Annotated in this window: 16 protein-coding genes; 14 read left to right on the forward strand and 2 right to left on the reverse strand. The window is 66.1% G+C overall.

Annotated features, from left to right (window positions below):
* Positions 1 to 201 precede the first annotated feature (201 nt).
* From QFZ36_RS10290 to QFZ36_RS10310, 5 genes are all read left to right on the forward strand, one after another.
* Positions 202 to 2,970 carry a LuxR C-terminal-related transcriptional regulator gene (locus tag QFZ36_RS10290; protein ID WP_306636127.1) on the forward strand — a complete coding sequence of 923 codons (2,769 nt, stop codon included), beginning with the start codon at positions 202 to 204 and terminating at the stop codon, positions 2,968 to 2,970.
* A 171-nt stretch (positions 2,971 to 3,141) separates the two neighbouring features.
* Positions 3,142 to 3,831 (forward strand): hypothetical protein, encoded by a 690-nt coding sequence (locus QFZ36_RS10295; protein ID WP_306636129.1) that lies wholly within the window; start codon positions 3,142 to 3,144, stop codon positions 3,829 to 3,831.
* A gap of 90 nt (positions 3,832 to 3,921) precedes the next feature.
* Positions 3,922 to 4,194, forward strand: coding sequence for a hypothetical protein (locus QFZ36_RS10300; protein WP_306636130.1), 273 nt, complete (start codon positions 3,922 to 3,924; stop codon positions 4,192 to 4,194).
* A 48-nt stretch (positions 4,195 to 4,242) separates the two neighbouring features.
* A complete protein-coding gene (locus QFZ36_RS10305; protein WP_306636132.1) occupies positions 4,243 to 4,746 on the forward strand; it encodes a hypothetical protein in 504 nt (167 codons plus the stop codon).
* A 36-nt stretch (positions 4,747 to 4,782) separates the two neighbouring features.
* The gene (locus tag QFZ36_RS10310; RefSeq protein WP_306636134.1) at positions 4,783 to 5,358 is read left to right on the forward strand and encodes a GNAT family N-acetyltransferase; all 576 of its coding nucleotides are present in this window, start codon (positions 4,783 to 4,785) and stop codon (positions 5,356 to 5,358) included.
* Between the two features lie 195 nt (positions 5,359 to 5,553).
* Here QFZ36_RS10310 and QFZ36_RS10315 read toward each other — a convergent pair whose 3' ends face one another.
* A complete protein-coding gene (locus QFZ36_RS10315) occupies positions 5,554 to 5,979 on the reverse strand; it encodes a hypothetical protein (RefSeq protein WP_306636136.1) in 426 nt (141 codons plus the stop codon).
* A 283-nt stretch (positions 5,980 to 6,262) separates the two neighbouring features.
* Between QFZ36_RS10315 and QFZ36_RS10320 the strand changes: the two genes are divergently transcribed.
* The 4 genes from QFZ36_RS10320 to QFZ36_RS10335 are packed head-to-tail and all read left to right on the forward strand — an operon-like array spanning position 6,263 to position 10,086.
* Positions 6,263 to 7,375, forward strand: coding sequence for a PP2C family protein-serine/threonine phosphatase (locus QFZ36_RS10320; protein ID WP_306636138.1), 1,113 nt, complete (start codon positions 6,263 to 6,265; stop codon positions 7,373 to 7,375).
* Positions 7,372 to 9,351: a glycosyltransferase family 2 protein gene (locus QFZ36_RS10325; protein ID WP_306636140.1), complete on the forward strand. Its 1,980-nt coding sequence runs from the start codon at positions 7,372 to 7,374 to the stop codon at positions 9,349 to 9,351. Before QFZ36_RS10320 ends, QFZ36_RS10325 begins: the two co-directional genes overlap by 4 nt.
* On the forward strand, positions 9,341 to 9,667 hold the full coding sequence (locus QFZ36_RS10330; protein WP_306636141.1) for an STAS domain-containing protein: 327 nt from the start codon (positions 9,341 to 9,343) through the stop codon (positions 9,665 to 9,667). Before QFZ36_RS10325 ends, QFZ36_RS10330 begins: the two co-directional genes overlap by 11 nt.
* Entirely contained in the window at positions 9,664 to 10,086 is a 423-nt protein-coding gene (locus QFZ36_RS10335) for an ATP-binding protein (protein ID WP_306636143.1), read from the forward strand. Before QFZ36_RS10330 ends, QFZ36_RS10335 begins: the two co-directional genes overlap by 4 nt.
* Positions 10,087 to 10,105: 19 nt before the next feature.
* Here QFZ36_RS10335 and QFZ36_RS10340 read toward each other — a convergent pair whose 3' ends face one another.
* Complete coding sequence (locus tag QFZ36_RS10340; RefSeq protein WP_306636145.1) at positions 10,106 to 11,323, reverse strand: sensor histidine kinase; 1,218 nt, start codon at positions 11,321 to 11,323, stop codon at positions 10,106 to 10,108.
* A gap of 282 nt (positions 11,324 to 11,605) precedes the next feature.
* Here QFZ36_RS10340 and uraD point away from each other — a divergent pair, with 282 nt between their 5' ends.
* The 5 genes from uraD (at position 11,606) to purM (ending at position 15,734) form a co-directional block, all read left to right on the forward strand.
* Complete coding sequence (gene uraD, locus QFZ36_RS10345; RefSeq protein ID WP_306636147.1) at positions 11,606 to 12,103, forward strand: 2-oxo-4-hydroxy-4-carboxy-5-ureidoimidazoline decarboxylase; 498 nt, start codon at positions 11,606 to 11,608, stop codon at positions 12,101 to 12,103.
* Positions 12,100 to 12,438 carry a hydroxyisourate hydrolase gene (gene uraH, locus QFZ36_RS10350; protein WP_306636149.1) on the forward strand — a complete coding sequence of 113 codons (339 nt, stop codon included), beginning with the start codon at positions 12,100 to 12,102 and terminating at the stop codon, positions 12,436 to 12,438. The genes uraD and uraH overlap by 4 nt, the downstream gene beginning before the upstream one ends.
* A gap of 91 nt (positions 12,439 to 12,529) precedes the next feature.
* A complete protein-coding gene (locus QFZ36_RS10355) occupies positions 12,530 to 12,844 on the forward strand; it encodes a hypothetical protein (protein ID WP_306636151.1) in 315 nt (104 codons plus the stop codon).
* Between the two features lie 59 nt (positions 12,845 to 12,903).
* On the forward strand, positions 12,904 to 14,574 hold the full coding sequence (gene purF, locus QFZ36_RS10360; protein WP_306636153.1) for an amidophosphoribosyltransferase: 1,671 nt from the start codon (positions 12,904 to 12,906) through the stop codon (positions 14,572 to 14,574).
* The gene (gene purM / locus QFZ36_RS10365) at positions 14,571 to 15,734 is read left to right on the forward strand and encodes a phosphoribosylformylglycinamidine cyclo-ligase (protein WP_306636155.1); all 1,164 of its coding nucleotides are present in this window, start codon (positions 14,571 to 14,573) and stop codon (positions 15,732 to 15,734) included. The genes purF and purM overlap by 4 nt, the downstream gene beginning before the upstream one ends.
* The last annotated feature ends 170 nt before the right edge of the window (positions 15,735 to 15,904 follow it).

Raw genomic sequence — 15,904 nt, forward strand, 5'->3', positions numbered from 1 at the left:
CTCCATCACGTCCCGCAGCTTTTCCCCGGACGCGCCATCACGTCCTGCAGCTTTTCCCTGGATGCCCCCGCACTTCCTGCGGGGGCATCCAGCGTTTTGACCCAGGCCTATTGCCTTGCTTCCACCGTCCTTTCGAACCGGTACGCTGGTGCTGGTTGCCGCATGGAGGCTCTGGCGGTGCAGGTTGAAACGGGGAGTCCTATGGCACGTCCGCTCATCGCGACGAAGCTGTTCGTCCCGAAGGTGCGATTCCAGGTTGTGACCCGCGCACGGCTTCTGGAGCGCCTTCGCCGAGGAGCCGACGCGCGGCTGACCCTGGTGTCTGCCCCGGCCGGATTCGGCAAAACCACCCTCCTGGCCCAGTGGTTGGGCACCGGGCCGGACGACAGGGCGCACGAACGGCCGGACGAACGGCGGGTCGCCTGGGTCTCGCTGGACGCAACCGACAAGGAATCTTCCAGTTTCTGGACCTACGTGGTGTCGGCGCTGCAAGGAGCAGTGCCAGGCGTCGGATCATCAGCCCTGGAGCTCCTCGCTTCCCCCGCTGCGCCGGTCGAGGGCGCGCTCACCACTCTGGTCAACGACCTGGCCGCGGCCCCGAGCGAGGTGTGGCTGGTTCTCGACGATTACCACCTCGTGGACAACCCGGAAGTTGGCAAAGGGCTGGCCTTCCTGCTGGAGCACCTTCCGCCCAACATCCACGTGATCATCAGTACCCGGGCAGACCCGGGGCTCCCGCTGTCGCGCTGGCGGGCGCGGGGCGAGCTAGTGGAAGTGCGGGCAGCGGAACTCCGTTTTACGTCCCAGGAGGCAGCCGCCTACTTCAACGAGGCAGCCGGGCTGGGTCTTTCCGAGGCGGACGTAGCGGCCTTGGAGCAGCGCACGGAGGGGTGGGTTGCCGCCCTGCAGCTGGCAGCACTCTCCCTTCAGGGGCGCGCGGATATTGCCGGTTTCGTTGCCGGGTTCGCCGGGAACGACCGGTACATCGTGGACTACCTGGTCGAGGAGGTACTTGAGTATCAATCCCAGGAGGTCCGGAACTTCCTGCTGAACACGTCGGTTTTGGACCGCCTCAGCGGGCCCCTCTGCGACGCGGTAACGGGCGGCGGGGACGGGAGCGGGATGCTCACCGCCCTTGAGCGAGCCAACCTTTTTCTCGTTCCGTTGGACGACCGGCGGGAGTGGTTCCGCTACCACCACCTTTTCGCCGACGTCCTGCGGGCGCGCCTGCTCAGCCAGCAGCCCGGGCTTGTGCCACTGCTGCATGAGCGCGCCAGCCTCTGGTACGAACACAATGCCTTGACGGATGAAGCAGTCAGTCACGCGCTGGCGGGCCAGGACTTCGGCCGTGCCGCCCACCTGATGGAACTGGCGGTCCCCATGATCCGGCGCGAGCGGCAGGAGAGCCTGCTGTTCGGCTGGCTCAAGGCACTGCCAGACGACGTGGTCAGGCGCAGCCCCGTTCTCAGCGTCTTTTACGGGTTTATGCTGATGGCCACCGGTGACCTCCAGGATGTGGAGGCCCGGTTCGAGGACGCCGAACGTGCGCTGGCCGAGGTGCCGCCCGGCCAGCCTCTGCCCTGGGCCGACACCGAGGAGCTGCGCGCGCTCCCCGCCACCATCGCCGTCTACCGCGCTTCGCTGGCCCAGGCACGAGGTGATGTGGCCGGGACGGCGGAGCATGCCCGGCGGGCTCTTGACCTGGCCGGTCCCAACGATCATCTTTCGCGCGGTGCAGCCGCCGGGTTCCTGGGCCTCGCCGCCTGGGTGGGAGGGGACGTGGAGTCCGCGCTCGAGACTTTCACGCAGGCTGTGGAAAGCCTGCATGCGTCCGGCAACCTCGTCGATGCCCTGAGCAGCACCGTGATCCTGGCTGACATGTGGCTCGCCGCGGGCCGTCCCGGCCAGGCGCGGCGTCTCTACCTGGATGGGCTGCGGCTGGCCGAGTCGCTGGGGGACCGCGTGGCCCGGGCAACGGCGGAACTGCATGTAGGGCTCAGCGAAATTGAGTGTGAAGCCGGGGATCCCGCCGGCGCGGAAGGACGCCTCCGGGAAGCAGCCGTGTTCTTTGACCGGTCCCCCATGACAGAGAGCCGGTACCGGTGGTTTGTCGCCAGGGCACTGACTGCCTGGGCCGGCGGAAGTCCGGACGACGCCGTCGGCCTCCTTGGCCAGGCGGAGCAGCTCTACCGGCGGGGGTTCTTTCCGGAGGTACGCCCCATCGCTGCCATGCAGGCCAGGATCCGGATCGCCCAGGGCGAACTCGCTGAGGCCGGCGACTGGGCGAGGGCAAGGCGTTTGTCCGTCACCGACGACGCCAGTTACCTGCGCGAGTTTGACCACCTGACGCTGGTGCGGCTTCTCATCGCGCAGTTTAGGGGACAGCCCGACGACGGCGGCGCCAGCGACGAGGCAGCCCGCCTTCTAGAGCGGCTGCTTGAGTCCGCTGCGGCAAACGGCCGGGCCGGAAGCATCGTGGAGATCCGCATGCTGCAGGCACTGCTCGAAGACGTGCACGGACACCGGGAGCGGGCCCGCGACATGCTGGGCCGCGCCTTCACAGAGGTACCGGAACCCGGCGGCTATGCACGGCTCTTCCTCGCGGAAGGGGCGCCGATGCTGGGACTGCTGCGCGACGCCGTCGAGCACGGAACCGGCGGCGACCACCCCCACCGCCTTCTCAGCATGGTTCCGCCGGCAGATGCTGAAGCCCCTGACCAGGGCCACGAACCGCCCGGCCCGGACAGGCAGGCCTCGACGGGCGCGGTGTCAAACGCCGAAAAGCTGAGCGGGCGGGAACTGCAGGTACTCAGGCTCCTCGACAGCGAGCTGAGCGGGCCGGAGATTGCACGGGCACTGTTCATCTCGCACAACACCCTGCGGACCCACACCAAGCACATCTTCGCGAAGCTCGGCGTCAGCAACCGGCAGGGCGCGGTCCGGCGGGCAAGCGAACGGCGCCTGATGTAAACACAGCAGACTGTAACTGCGGCCCCATTTAATTGCACCACCGCCCTAGCGGTGACACCGGAATCACCCTGTCACTCACATCAATGGGTGACGCCTGCTCACCCTGTCCGTCCCTAGGTTTGAATCAGCGCGCAGCGCCCGCCGCGGAAACCCGGAACCAGGGAGCCCACAATGTCCATCACAGCCATCCACCTCACCCGGGCGTCAGGCCTGGCCGCCGTCGCCGCCGGCCTGCTGTTCCTTGGCGTTCAGATCAACCACCCGCAGCTCGACGCGGAGTTCGTCACCACCACGGAATGGTCGGTCCGCCAAAGCCTGAAGATCCTGATGGCCGGCCTGTCACTGGCCGGAATCACGGGGATGTACCTGCGCCAGGTGAAGCAGAGCGGGGCGCCCGGCCTCATCGGATACCTCATTTTCGCCGCCGGTTACCTCATCATGATGAGCGTCGAGGTGGTGGGGCTGGTGGTCCTCCCTGCGGTGGCCCACACTTCAACGGGTTACGTGAACGACGTCCTCGCCGCAGCCACCGGCGGGCACCCGAACGGCGACATTGGCCTGATGCAGCCGCTCACCCTGGTTGCCGGGCTAACGTACATGCTGGGCGGACTGGTCTTCGGGATCGCGCTCTTCCGCGCCAACGTCCTGGCCCGGTGGGCTGCCGCAGTCCTCGCCGCCGGCACCATCTCAAGCATCCTGATCCCCTTCCTGCCGCAGATCAACGAGCGGCTGTTCGCCGTGCCTACCGGCGTCGCCCTGATTGGCCTTGGTTATTCGCTGTGGCGCAGCCAGCGCACCGTGGCGGTGGGGATCCTGTCCCAGGCTGCGGGTTCACCGCTCGATCCCGCCGGCACACGGTGACCACCCGCCTGGCCAGTCCCACCTGGGCAAGCACCACCTGGTCGACATGGTCGGCCAGGTGGGTGCTGTTCAACCGCGGGGGCGGACCTCATGACTGAACTCTCCAGATCCCTGGTTCCCGACGGCTACCGGCTCCGGGTCCACGGCCACCTCCAGGACCGCTGGGAAGCCTGGTTCGAGGGCCTCACCCTGACCCGTGAAGACGACGGCACCACAAGCCTCTGCGGTGAGGTTCCGGACCAGGCCGCGCTTCACGGGCTGCTCACCAAAATCCGCGACCTCGGCGTGCTCCTCATTTCCGTCGAAGCCCTGTACCCGGATGTTCACGGCCCGAAACCGGTTCCTGCTCCGTCCGGAAACTAAGCTCAGAGGGGAGGGCATTCAGGTGGAGGAACTGCGGAAGGAACAGCCATGGCGCACGACCCGGCAGGAGAAGCAATCTCGAAAGTCGGCGCAGAGCACGACGATAAATACAGTGCGAACCGGGAACGCTTCGAGGCTCAATCCTGGTACGAGATTGACCGCCGCCTGATGCTGCTGCTGGCCCCTCTCTTCCGGGCAGGCGACGACGCAACACACGAGGCAACAATAGAGCTCACCGTAGTGGTTGACGGCACCATCATTTCCGGCTCTGTGGTTTCTGAGAATGCCTGGATCCAGCGGCAGAATGACCAGATCCGGATCGGCAGCCCGGCAATTGCGGACGCCCTCGCCGCCGTCGAGTCGAAAAGGAACGAACACAGCCTCGAGCCAGCCGAAGATGCCGAAGCAACCGCCCTCCAGAGGCAGAACCGCTACATTCATTTCCTTGCTCCGGTGCTGCTTTCCGGCGGAGTCCATGTACGCCTGCCGGCCACCAGGGTTGATCTCCGCAAAGTGGCCGCCTGGAGCATCGGACGCATATCCCTTGATTAAGGGAGCAGCCGCGTGGGTGTGTGACAGGATGGCCGCATGGGGATCGAGGTCCGTCCGGCTGCGGGGTTTGAGGACGTCCGGGCGTTGGTGGGGCCCAAGCGCCCCGACGCCAACGTCTGCTGGTGCCTGAGCTACCGCATCCCCTCAAAGCAGAACCAGGCGTTGCGCGGCACGGAGCGCGGAGACCTGGTGAAGCAATTGCTGACCCAGGATCCCCCGCCGGGGGTCTTGGCGTACGACGGCGGCGAGCCAGTGGGGTGGGCAGCGGTTCACCCCCGTGCGGACACCAGTTTCGCCGGCAACCGGAAGATCCCGCACGTGGACGATCTGGACGTCTGGTCAGTATGGTGCATCCGGGTGCGGCCCGGCCACAGGGGACAGGGCATCTCACACCAGCTGTTGAATGGCGCCGTGGACATGGCCCGGAGCTACGGGGCGCCTGCCATCGAGGGCTATCCCCTGGACAACCACGGGCAAAAGGTAGACCTCACTATGGCCTACGCCGGCACGCGGAAACTTTTCGAGGACGCCGGCTTCACCAAGGCGGCGGACACGGAGTCAATGCTGAATGGCTTCCCGCGGGTGCTGATGCGGCTGAACCTGCAAACTTAGCCGGCCCGGAAGACAAACAGGGTCAGGGTTTCTTCCGCCAACTGCCCGGCCAGCCTTCGTCGATAGCCCACAAAGCCAGGAGCAGGGCATCCACTGTCATAAGCCCCGCGATGAGGTAAGCCCACCCGGTGTACCACGCCATTGCAATCTCCTGACTGTATCCCCCAGCCACTCGATTGCACCTAAGTGTGGCACCTAAACCGCCGCAGCGGAACGCCCCAACTCCACACTTCTGAAAAGTGCCTCCAACCTGTTGTGCGCCTCGGTCTCCAGGCTCAGGCGGCGCGTCAGCTTCTCCACCTGCGCAGACATCTCCTCACCCACCGGAAGCCGGTCACCGGGCCAGCTGGATGACTCCCGCGACTCGGCCAGCGCTTGAGCCAGCGCATTGGCTGCGGCCCGCACCTTCCGCGAGTGGAAGTAGACACGCAGCAGCGCCCTGCTTTTGGCCAAGGCCGCGCGCATCAGTTCCCGTGGCCGCGCCGACGTTGCGGCGGCGTGCCCGCCGTCGTCCTGCTTCACGGAGGCCGCCTGATCCGCGGAGCCCTGGTTCACACAGGCTGGTTCCGCGCAGACTGCGGCAGCCGCCGTCGTCCTGCTTGTTATGTTGATGTGTCTCATTGGCTGCGCCTCCCTGCAGGCCGGGCCAGCCTCCGGACGGCGTCCTTGACCCTCGTTCCCACGAAGCTGGTCCCTACCCACGAGTGTCCCGGGCCTTCCTCAACGTCCGGGCAAGCAGGTCGAAAGATTTCCGCAAGATCCGCACGGCGGCTCCCCTGCGCTTTCCGGGCGCCCCCGTGACGCGCGAACCATATGGGAATCAGCCGGCAATCAGCAGGGGGAATTCAGCAGCTGTGAAGCGTGCGACATGCCCTGTTGCGGTTAATACTGTAGAAGTAGACCTATGGTCTCTCCCCCCGAAATCCGTCGTGCCGTTGTCATCGAAGACGACCCGGACATCCGCGGGCTGCTGGTCCGGGTCCTGGTCAAGCAAGGCTTCGACGTAACGGAGGCCGGAGCCGGCCTGCCCGGGGTTGAGGAGGTCCGCCGCTGCCAGCCTGATTTGGTCACGCTGGACCTGAACCTGCCGGACGTTGACGGCCTCGAAGTCTGCAAGCTGCTCCGCGAATTCTCGGACGCCTTCATCGTGATGCTCACCGCGCGCGCCGATGAACTGGACAAGCTGACCGGCCTGGACAACGGGGCGGACGAGTACCTCAGCAAGCCGTTCAGCCCCCGCGAGCTGCAATCGCGGATCAATGCCCTCTTCCGCCGCCGGCCCTCCGCTGCCGCGGATTCAGCAGCCCGAAGTGAGCTGGAACGCGCCACAGAAGTCCAGCAAAGCCTCCTCCCCAAGGAGGACATCCGTGTGGACGGCTACGACGTCGCCGGCGTGTTCCGCCCCTCCCGCAGCGTGGGCGGGGACTTCTACGACTGGTACCAGTCACCGGACGGGCTCCACCTCACCTTCGCCGACGCCATGGGCAAGGGCATGGGTGCGGCGCTCATCGCGGCCACGGTCCGCGCGGTGATGCGCTCCATGGGGCACCGGCAGGACCTGGACGGCGCTTTCGCCTCCGCCAGCCAGTCGATCGCCGCAGACCTGGACTCCTCCAACTCCTTCGTCACGTTGTTCCACGCGCGTTTGGACGCAGCCTCCGGAACCGTCAACTATGTCGACGCCGGGCACGGACTTGCGCTGCACGTCCGCTCCGGCGGGGCTGCTCACCGGTTGCCCTCCGGCGGACCGCCGGTAGGCGCCTGGGCAGGCTCGCAGTGGCCGCAGTCCAACCTGGAACTCGCCCCGGGAGATTCCCTGGTGGTGGTCAGCGACGGCGTGCTGGACGTCTTCGACTCGGTGGAGGACTTCACCGAAGCCGTTCGAAGCGCCATCCAAAACCAGGATTCAGCGCACGCAGCCAGCGGCGCCATCCTGGCCCTCGCTCCTGCCGAGACAGCGGAGGACGACGTCACCGTGGTTGTGGTCCGCCGGCTGCCGGAGCAGGCAGCGGCGTGACCCGCTTCTGGACCCGCCTGGTAGTGGTGCTGACCGTTGTCACCGGGCTCAACTACGTCGCCTGGCGCTGGGCCGCCTCGTTGAACTGGGACGCCTGGTGGATCGCGTTGCCGCTGGTGGTCGCCGAGACCTACAGCCTGATCGACGTGATGCTGTTCGGTATGACTGTCTGGAGGCTGAAGATCCGCAAGGGCGCCCCGCCGCCACCCCACGATGCCACCGTAGACGTCTTCATCACCACGTACAACGAAGACCTGGACATGGTGATGACCACGGCACTCGCTGCCCAGAAGATCCGGCATCCCCACAGCACCTGGATCCTGGACGACGGCGCCCGGGCCGAACTCAAGGCCCTCGCGGAACAGCACGGCCTGGGCTACGTCACCCGCAGCGAGGACTGGACCTCCAACCTCCCCCGGCACGCCAAAGCCGGCAACCTGAACAACGCCCTGATGCAGACCCAGGGCGAGTTCCTCCTGATCCTGGACGCGGACCAGATCCCCGAGCCGGACATCCTCGAAAAGACCCTCGGCTACTTCAACAACCGCCGCGTCGCGCTGGTGCAGACCCCGCAGTACTTCAGCAACGTTCCGGTGAGCGATCCGCTCGGCAGCCAGGCACCCCTCTTCTACGGCCCCATCCAGCAGGGCAAGGACGGCTGGAATGCCGCCTTCTTCTGCGGCTCCAACGCCATCCTGCGCCGCGAGGCCCTGATGCAGCTGGGCCTGGTGGGCTACGTCAAGGAGACCGAGAAGAGCATCCGGCGCGCGCTGGCAGCTTCACGCTCGGCCATCAGGCAAGCCCGGCGGTCCGCGGACCGGGAGGCTCCACTCGTCGCCCAGGTGCTCGACGAGGTGGAGGCAGCCACCCGGGAAGCCCAGCAGGACCTCGAAGCAGGCGGAGCGCTGAGCGAGATCACGTACCGGGTGCGCCGCCGCGTGGATACTGCCGTACAGACCCTGGTGATGGCCGACGTCGAAGCCCTCCAGGCCGACCTCGAAGAGATCGCCGCCATGGAACTGGCCCATGTGGGCGAGTCCGGTGTTCCCGTAGTGGCGGACGATGCCGTCCAGCGCATGTCCGCCCGCGACTGGTCGCCGCTGGGCGCCCTGGAATCGGTGCAGGCCGTCCTGGACGCGCTGTCCGTGGAACGCAACGACGAAGCCCAGCCGGTCATGCCGCTGGCCACCATCTCCGTCACGGAGGACATGGCCACCGCGATGCGCATGCATGCCATGGGCTGGGAGAGCGTCTACCACCACGAGATCCTGGCCTATGGCCTCGCGCCCGAGGACATCGCCACCATGCTCACGCAGCGCCTGCGCTGGGCCCAGGGCACCATCCAGGTGCTGCTGCGTGAGAACCCGCTGGTCCAGAAGGGCCTCAAGCTTGGCCAGCGCCTCATGTACTTCGCCACCATGTGGACCTACCTCAGCGGCTACGCGGCAGTTATCTACTTCGCCGCCCCCATCATCTACCTGCTGCTGGGCATCCTTCCGGTGACGAGCCTGAGCTGGGACTTCTTCATCCGGTTCATCCCGTTTATGGTGGTCAACCAGCTGCTGTTCGCCGTTGCCGGCCGGGGCATCCCCACCTGGCGCGGCCAGCAGTACAGCCTGGCCCTGTTCCCCACCTGGATCAAGGCGTGTTCGACGGCGGCCCGCAACGTCTGGTTCGGCCGTCCCCTCGGCTTTGCCGTCACGCCTAAGGCCCGCCAGAGCGGCGGACCCAGCTGGAGCCTGATCCAGCCACAGATCGTGGTGTCGGTGCTGCTGGCGGTGGCCGCCGTCGTCGGAATTATCCGCCTGGCCACCGGCTTTGCCGAACCGCTCGGCACCCTGGTGAACGTCGCCTGGGTCATCTTCGACCTGGTGGTCATGAGCATTTTGGTGCGCGCAGTGCTTTACAAGGGTTACGAACCGGCAGCGGATCCCGTTGTCCCGGGGAACACAGAGAGGAATCCAGATGGAGTTTAGCTATGAGGTCAAGGACTCGTATGCGGAGGTCAAGGCGGACGGGCGGCTGAACATGGTCTCCGCGCCCAAACTGCGGGAGTTTGTCACCGATGTGATCGCCGGCGGATCCAACCGGATCGTGGTGAACCTGGAAAACACGGCGTTTATGGACTCCTCCGGCCTGGGTGCGCTGATCGGCTGCCTCAAGGCGGCCCGGCAGGCGGGCGGGGACCTCCGGATCGCGGCCGTGCAACCGCAGGTGAAGATGGTCCTGCAGCTCACCAGCATGGACAAGGTCCTGACGGCGTACGGTACTGCCGAAGAGGCTCGGCAATGACTGAGGTCCTGGCGTCACGCAGCTTCCGGGGGCTGGCGGCAGAGGATGCCATCGAGTCGGTGCACAACGACCTCGACAGCCTGTGGCGCGACGTCCCCTTTGTGCAGGACATGGACCAGATGACGTTTACGACGGCGGTCATCGAGTCGGCGTCGAACATCGTCCAGCATGCGGAGCCGGCCGGGCAGAATGCGGTGGAGCTCGGCGTGGACATCACCGTCCAGCCCACGCTGCTCCAGGCCCGGGTCAGCGCCTACAACGCCAAGCCGCCGTTCGGGCTGATGGAGCCGGCAACACCCGGCGAGGACGCCGAGTCCGGCCGGGGCCTGGCGCTGATCCAGGCCCTCGTCACCACCGTCACGTTCGAGCGGCAGGACGGCACCAACACGTGGGTCCTGTCCCGGACGTCGCAGCGCTAGACCCGTCTGAGGATCAGGGCTAGTCCAGGAATACCACCGACACCGTAGTCCCGCCGCCCGGGGTATCGCCGATGAAGAGCTCGCCGCCGTGCGCCTGGGCGATCCGGCGGCAGGTTGCCAGGCCCAGCCCTGTCCCCGGACCATCGCCGGGGCGGTTCAGCCGCATCAGGGGTTCCACGGCCTTCCTGCGCTCTGATGGCAGGATGCCCCTGCCGTTATCGGCCACGTGGATCGTAACCCCGCGGGAGCACCGGGTGGCCGTTACTGTCACCTTGGGCTCCCGCTTCCGGTCCCGGTAATTCAGGGAGTTCGCGAGCAGGTTCTGCACCAGCGTGCGCAGCTGGGCCCGGTCGGCGTACAGCTCCGCGTCCTCGCACAGGATTCCGCTGCTCAGCCCGAGGTCCAGTCCAAGGTCCCGGGCCGCCTCTGCCGTGACACCCAGCAGGGAAACACGCTCACGGTTCAGCTGCCCGTCCGCCCGGGAATAGTCCAGCACGTCCTCCAAAGCGCTCAACATGCGCTGCCCGCCGCTGCCGATATGTTCCAGGTACTCCTTGGCCGGGTGGTTAGGGGGAATCCCGGGATCGTCTTCGGCCAACTCCACGTAACCAAGGATGGTAGTGAGGGGAGCGCGAAGGTCGTGGCTGACCCGGCCGGCAAACTCGGACAGCATCGCGTTGCTGCGCTGGAGTTCCGCCAGGGCGTCGTTGAGCTGCAGGGTGCGGTGCTGGAGCTCGAGAAGCTCCACCACCTGGTGCGCCAGCACCTCCACCAGCTCGATCTGTCCGCGCGTGGGAAGTTCGGCGGTATCGGAGAACACGCACAGTGAGCCCAGCACCAGGCCGCTGGAAGTCCTGAGCGGCACCGAGGCATAGAAGCGGACCTGTGCGATTTCCCCCGTCACAAACGGGTTGGCAGCAAAGCGCGGGTCCTGGGAGGCATCCCGCACCACGGTTGTCCCGGGGCTGAGGAACACGCTCGCGCACATCGAGTCTTCCCGGGAACAGACGACCCGGTCGATGCCGGAGGCCGCAATCTGCAACTGCTGGTCCGCCGTGATGATGTTGACCACGCTGTAGGGCACCCCGCACAACGAGGCAGCCAGCCGCACCAGATTGTCCAGTGCGCCCCTTGCCCGGGCATCCCTTAGCGCAAGAGTTTCGCCGGCAGCAGGTATCAGCCCGTATTCCCGCAGCTCAAGCTCACGTGCGGCATCCTGATCGGTCAGCGTTTGCATAGCCGTCCCGTCCGTATTCATTTTGCGTCCCCCAGTAATAACTGGTCGAGCCTGCGGCTCTCCCGCGATAGTACCGCCTTGGCCTGGCAGCTGCTGTAGTCTCTTGACACCACCGCCATGCTCCACTTCAATATTACGTATGCTGAAATAACAGTTCCATGATGCGGAAGCCTGCGCCGGTAAACCCCCGAGGGGCTTTAGCGGCGATCGGGTGCCGGAAGTCCGGCCTCCGCATAGCCGTCACCATGGATGCCAGCGTTTGTTACTGAGGAAGCAGCCAGCATGAAGCTTGCCGAATTCAACACCGCGGAGCCTGCGCGCGCCGCGGAAACCCTCAAGCCCTGTATTGACGTCCGGCGCTGGGTGGACACCGTAACCGCAGCGCGGCCTTTCCCCTCAAAGGATGCGCTCCTGGCTTTTGCCGCAGAAGCCGCCAATCCGTTCACGTCCGCCGAAGTTGAGTCCGCCATGGCGCACCACCCCCGGATCGGGGAACGCCCGACGGCGGCCACTACCGAAGCGTCCATGTCCCGTTCGGAGCAGGCGGGCGTAGACCCCGCGGACGCTGACGTTGCGCAGGCTTTGGCGCTGGGCAACAGGGACTACGAGGAGAAGTTCGGCCGGGTCTTCCTGATCCGGGCCGCCGGACGCACCGCCCCCCAAATCCTGCAAGCCTTGAAGGACCGGATTGCCAACTCCCCCGCCAAAGAAGACACCATCGTGGCCCAGCAGCTGCGTGAGATTGCCGTTCTGCGGCTCGAAGGACTGATCACAGAATGAGCGTCTCCCACGTCACCACCCACATCCTCGACACAGGGGCCGGACGCCCGGCGGCGGGGGTCGCCGTCGTGCTGTACCAAAACGACGGCGGCACCTGGCAGAAGCTTGCCGGCTCCACCACGGACGCTGACGGGCGGGCCAAGGACCTGGGTCCGGAGCAGCTCGAGCCGGGGCACTACAAGCTCAATTTCGCCACCGGCAGCTACTACGCGGGCCAGCAGACCGCCACGTTTTTCCCGGAGGTGGACCTGGTGTTCGAAGTCACCGGCACTGAGCACTACCACGTCCCGCTCCTGCTCAGCCCGTTCGCCTACTCCACGTACCGCGGCAGCTGACCTCCCCCGTTGCCCTGTCACTCACGGTCCCCAAACCTGGGTTTTGGCAGCCGTAAATGATAGGGCAACGGCGGAAATGTAGGCTTGATGCATGCCTCCTGAAGAACCTGCCGCCGAGCGCCGCGAAGTAACCGTCCGGCGCGCACCCAAGTACGTTCCGTTCCTGATCCTGGGCGCACTGGTGGGCGTGGCGGTCGCTGCCGCAGTCGCTTACGGCCTCCCCGCAACGCCAGACTTCGACCCCGCCTCCGTGTTCGGATTCTTCCTGGTCCTGTTCGCCGGAGCAGGCGCGATCTTGGGCGCCGCGCTGGCGCTGGTCCTGGACCGCCGGAGCGTAAAACGGCAGCAGCGGGCGGTTGTGGAAGCGGTTCCCGACTCCGAGCCCGATCCGGACACCCAGCAGTAGCGCCAGTCACAAAGGGCCGGCCGGAAAAGTCCTACCGCATCTCGTGAGATAATCGACCAGTGGCACGCGGCGATGGAAAACTTTCTCATGATCTTCTCCCTGGCGAAAAAGGCCCCCAGGACGCCTGTGGCGTTTTTGGGGTCTGGGCACCAGGTGAAGAAGTAGCAAAACTCACCTACTACGGGCTGTATGCACTGCAGCACCGCGGCCAGGAGTCGGCTGGTATAGCCACCAGCGACGGCAAGCGGATCAACGTCTACAAGGACATGGGACTCGTCTCCCAGGTCTTCGACGAGACCACCCTGAACACCCTCACCGGCCACCTGGCCGTGGGGCACTGCCGCTACTCCACCACCGGAGCCAGCCACTGGGCCAACGCCCAGCCCACCCTCGGCGCCACCAGCACCGGCACCGTAGCCCTGGCGCACAACGGCAACCTCACCAACACCGCCGAGCTCAACGCCATGATCCAGGAACGCAATGGCGGCCAGCTCACCGGTGAAATGAAGCAGGGCAACACCTCGGACACTGCCCTGGTCACGGCCCTGCTGGAGGGCGAGCCTGGCAAGACCCTCGAAGAGACGGCCATCGAGCTCCTGCCCAAGATCAAGGGCGGCTTCTGCTTCGTCTTTATGGACGAGGGCACCCTCTACGCCGCACGCGACACCTACGGCATCCGTCCGCTGGTCCTGGGCCGGCTGGAACGCGGCTGGGTTGTGGCCTCCGAACAGTCCGCCCTCGCCACCGTCGGCGCCAGCTTCATCCGCGAAATCGAACCCGGCGAGTTCATCGCGATCGACGAGCAGGGCGTGCGTTCCCAGCGCTTTGCCGAGCCGACGCCGGCGGGCTGCGTTTTCGAGTACGTTTACCTTGCCCGTCCGGACGCCGCCATTGCCGGCCGCTCCGTCTACGAGTCCCGCGTGGAGATGGGCCGCCAGCTGGCCCGCGAAAACACGCAGGTGGCGGACATCGTCATCCCGGTTCCGGAATCCGGCACGCCCGCAGCCGTGGGCTACGCCGAAGAGTCCGGTATCCCGTTTGCCCACGGCTTCGTCAAAAACTCCTATGTGGGCCGCACCTTCATCCAGCCCTCACAGACGCTGCGCCAGCTGGGTATCCGGCTCAAGCTCAACGCCCTCGAATCCGTGATCCGCGGCAAGCGCGTGGTGGTGGTGGATGACTCGATCGTCCGCGGCAACACCCAGCGTGCCATCGTGCGGATGCTCCGCGAAGCCGGTGCAGCGTCCGTGCACGTGAAGATTTCCTCCCCGCCGGTTCAGTGGCCCTGCTTCTACGGCATCGATTTTGCCTCCCGTGCAGAACTCATCGCCAACGGCGCCACCATCGAGGAGATCTCCCAGGCCATCGGCGCCGATTCCCTCGCCTACATTTCCGAAGACGGCATGATCGACGCCACCCGGCAGCCGCGGGAGCGCCTGTGCACCGCCTGCTTCACGGGCAAATACCCCATCGAACTTCCGGACGCCAACAAACTGGGCAAGAACCTCCTCGAGCGCACGGACCTGGGCGGCCTGAAGCCTTCGCCGTCGGCCCTTCCGGGTCAGACAGCCGCCCTTGCCGTGGATCCGCAGGAGGACCCGTCGGAGAAGGCCGGCGCCACCGGCTGCGACCCCGGACCGGACTCCGAGTTTGAGAACCTGCTGACCGAAGCCGACCTCGTGCCAGACGTACACGCCGCCACCGGCGCTGACAAGAAAGAGTCCGTATGACTTCCGCTGCCCCCGCCGCCGGCAACACATCCGCTGCAAACGCTGCCGGCATCACCTACGCCTCCGCAGGCGTCGATGTTGAAGCCGGCGACCGCGCCGTCGAGCTGATGAAGGGTGCCGTCAAGGCAACCCACAACTCCTCGGTGATCGGCGGGGTAGGCGGCTTCGCCGGCCTCTACGACGTCTCCCGGCTCCTGACCTTCAAGAAGCCGCTGCTGGCGACCTCCACAGATGGCGTAGGCACCAAGGTTGCCATCGCCCAGGCCATGGACATCCACGACACCATCGGGTTCGACCTCGTGGGCATGGTGGTGGACGACATCGTGGTGGTTGGTGCAGAGCCGCTGTACATGACCGACTACATCGCCTGCGGCAAGGTGGTGCCTGAGCGCATCGCCGATATTGTCCGCGGCATCGCCGCCGCCTGCTCCGTGGCCGGCACCGCGCTGGTGGGCGGCGAAACCGCCGAGCACCCCGGCCTGCTGGGCGAGCACGAGTATGACGTCGCAGGCGCAGCCACGGGCGTGGTTGAAGCTGACCAGCTGCTGGGACCGGACCGGGTCCGCGCGGGAGATGTGGTCATTGGCATGGCCTCCTCCGGCCTGCACTCCAACGGCTACTCCCTGGTCCGCCGCGTGATCAACCACGCCGGATGGGCCCTGGACCGCCAGGTATCCGAACTCGGCCGCACCCTGGGCGAGGAACTCCTCGAGCCCACCCGCGTCTACGCTGCAGACTGCCTGGACCTGGCCCGCGCGTTCCCCGTCACAGGAGCTTCCGCCGTCCACGGCTTCAGCCACGTCACCGGCGGCGGCCTCGCAGCCAACCTGGCCCGCGTACTTCCCCAGGGCCTCGTGGCCACCGTGGACCGCTCCACCTGGGAACTGCCGGCCATCTTCAAGCTGGTGTCGGAGCTGGGCAACGTGCCGCTGGCAGACCTCGAGCGCACGCTGAACCTGGGCGTGGGCATGGTGGCAATCGTCTCCGCTGAGGCCGCCGACGCCGCCGTATCCCGTCTTAACGACCGGGGCCTGCCGTCCTGGGTGATGGGAACCGTTACCGAGGATTCCGATTCGATCCTCAAGTCCGGACCGGACTACGTGCAGGGCGCCAAGGGTGTGGACGGCGGCGCCGTCCGCTTGGTCAACGCCTACGCCTAAATACCCCATCGAGTGCTCCATAACCGGCCTTTCCAAGCTCGAAAGGGCGGTTGCGGAGCACTCGATCGCTTTAGCAGTCCACTAGCTCATGGATGGCCAGAACCGGCAAATTGAGATAAGTCACGTACTTCCCTTGACTACTAAGCATACTTAGCTTTAGGCTTGTTAAT

The organism is Pseudarthrobacter siccitolerans, assembly GCF_030823375.1.
Lineage (GTDB): Bacteria > Actinomycetota > Actinomycetes > Actinomycetales > Micrococcaceae > Arthrobacter > Arthrobacter siccitolerans_A.

Bases quoted from the DNA above. Each gene is read 5' to 3' on its own strand.
- QFZ36_RS10290 (WP_306636127.1), top strand. From the start codon at position 202: ATGGCACGTCCGCTCATCGCGACGAAGCTGTTCGTCCCGAAGGTGCGA.
- purM (WP_306636155.1), top strand. From the start codon at position 14,571: ATGACTTCCGCTGCCCCCGCCGCCGGCAACACATCCGCTGCAAACGCT.
- uraH (WP_306636149.1), top strand. From the start codon at position 12,100: ATGAGCGTCTCCCACGTCACCACCCACATCCTCGACACAGGGGCCGGA.
- QFZ36_RS10335 (WP_306636143.1), top strand. From the start codon at position 9,664: ATGACTGAGGTCCTGGCGTCACGCAGCTTCCGGGGGCTGGCGGCAGAG.
- QFZ36_RS10305 (WP_306636132.1), top strand. From the start codon at position 4,243: ATGGCGCACGACCCGGCAGGAGAAGCAATCTCGAAAGTCGGCGCAGAG.
- QFZ36_RS10315 (WP_306636136.1), bottom strand. From the start codon at position 5,979: ATGAGACACATCAACATAACAAGCAGGACGACGGCGGCTGCCGCAGTC.
- QFZ36_RS10320 (WP_306636138.1), top strand. From the start codon at position 6,263: ATGGTCTCTCCCCCCGAAATCCGTCGTGCCGTTGTCATCGAAGACGAC.
- QFZ36_RS10295 (WP_306636129.1), top strand. From the start codon at position 3,142: ATGTCCATCACAGCCATCCACCTCACCCGGGCGTCAGGCCTGGCCGCC.
- uraD (WP_306636147.1), top strand. From the start codon at position 11,606: ATGAAGCTTGCCGAATTCAACACCGCGGAGCCTGCGCGCGCCGCGGAA.
- QFZ36_RS10300 (WP_306636130.1), top strand. From the start codon at position 3,922: ATGACTGAACTCTCCAGATCCCTGGTTCCCGACGGCTACCGGCTCCGG.
- QFZ36_RS10310 (WP_306636134.1), top strand. From the start codon at position 4,783: ATGGGGATCGAGGTCCGTCCGGCTGCGGGGTTTGAGGACGTCCGGGCG.
- QFZ36_RS10330 (WP_306636141.1), top strand. From the start codon at position 9,341: ATGGAGTTTAGCTATGAGGTCAAGGACTCGTATGCGGAGGTCAAGGCG.
- QFZ36_RS10340 (WP_306636145.1), bottom strand. From the start codon at position 11,323: ATGCAAACGCTGACCGATCAGGATGCCGCACGTGAGCTTGAGCTGCGG.
- QFZ36_RS10355 (WP_306636151.1), top strand. From the start codon at position 12,530: ATGCCTCCTGAAGAACCTGCCGCCGAGCGCCGCGAAGTAACCGTCCGG.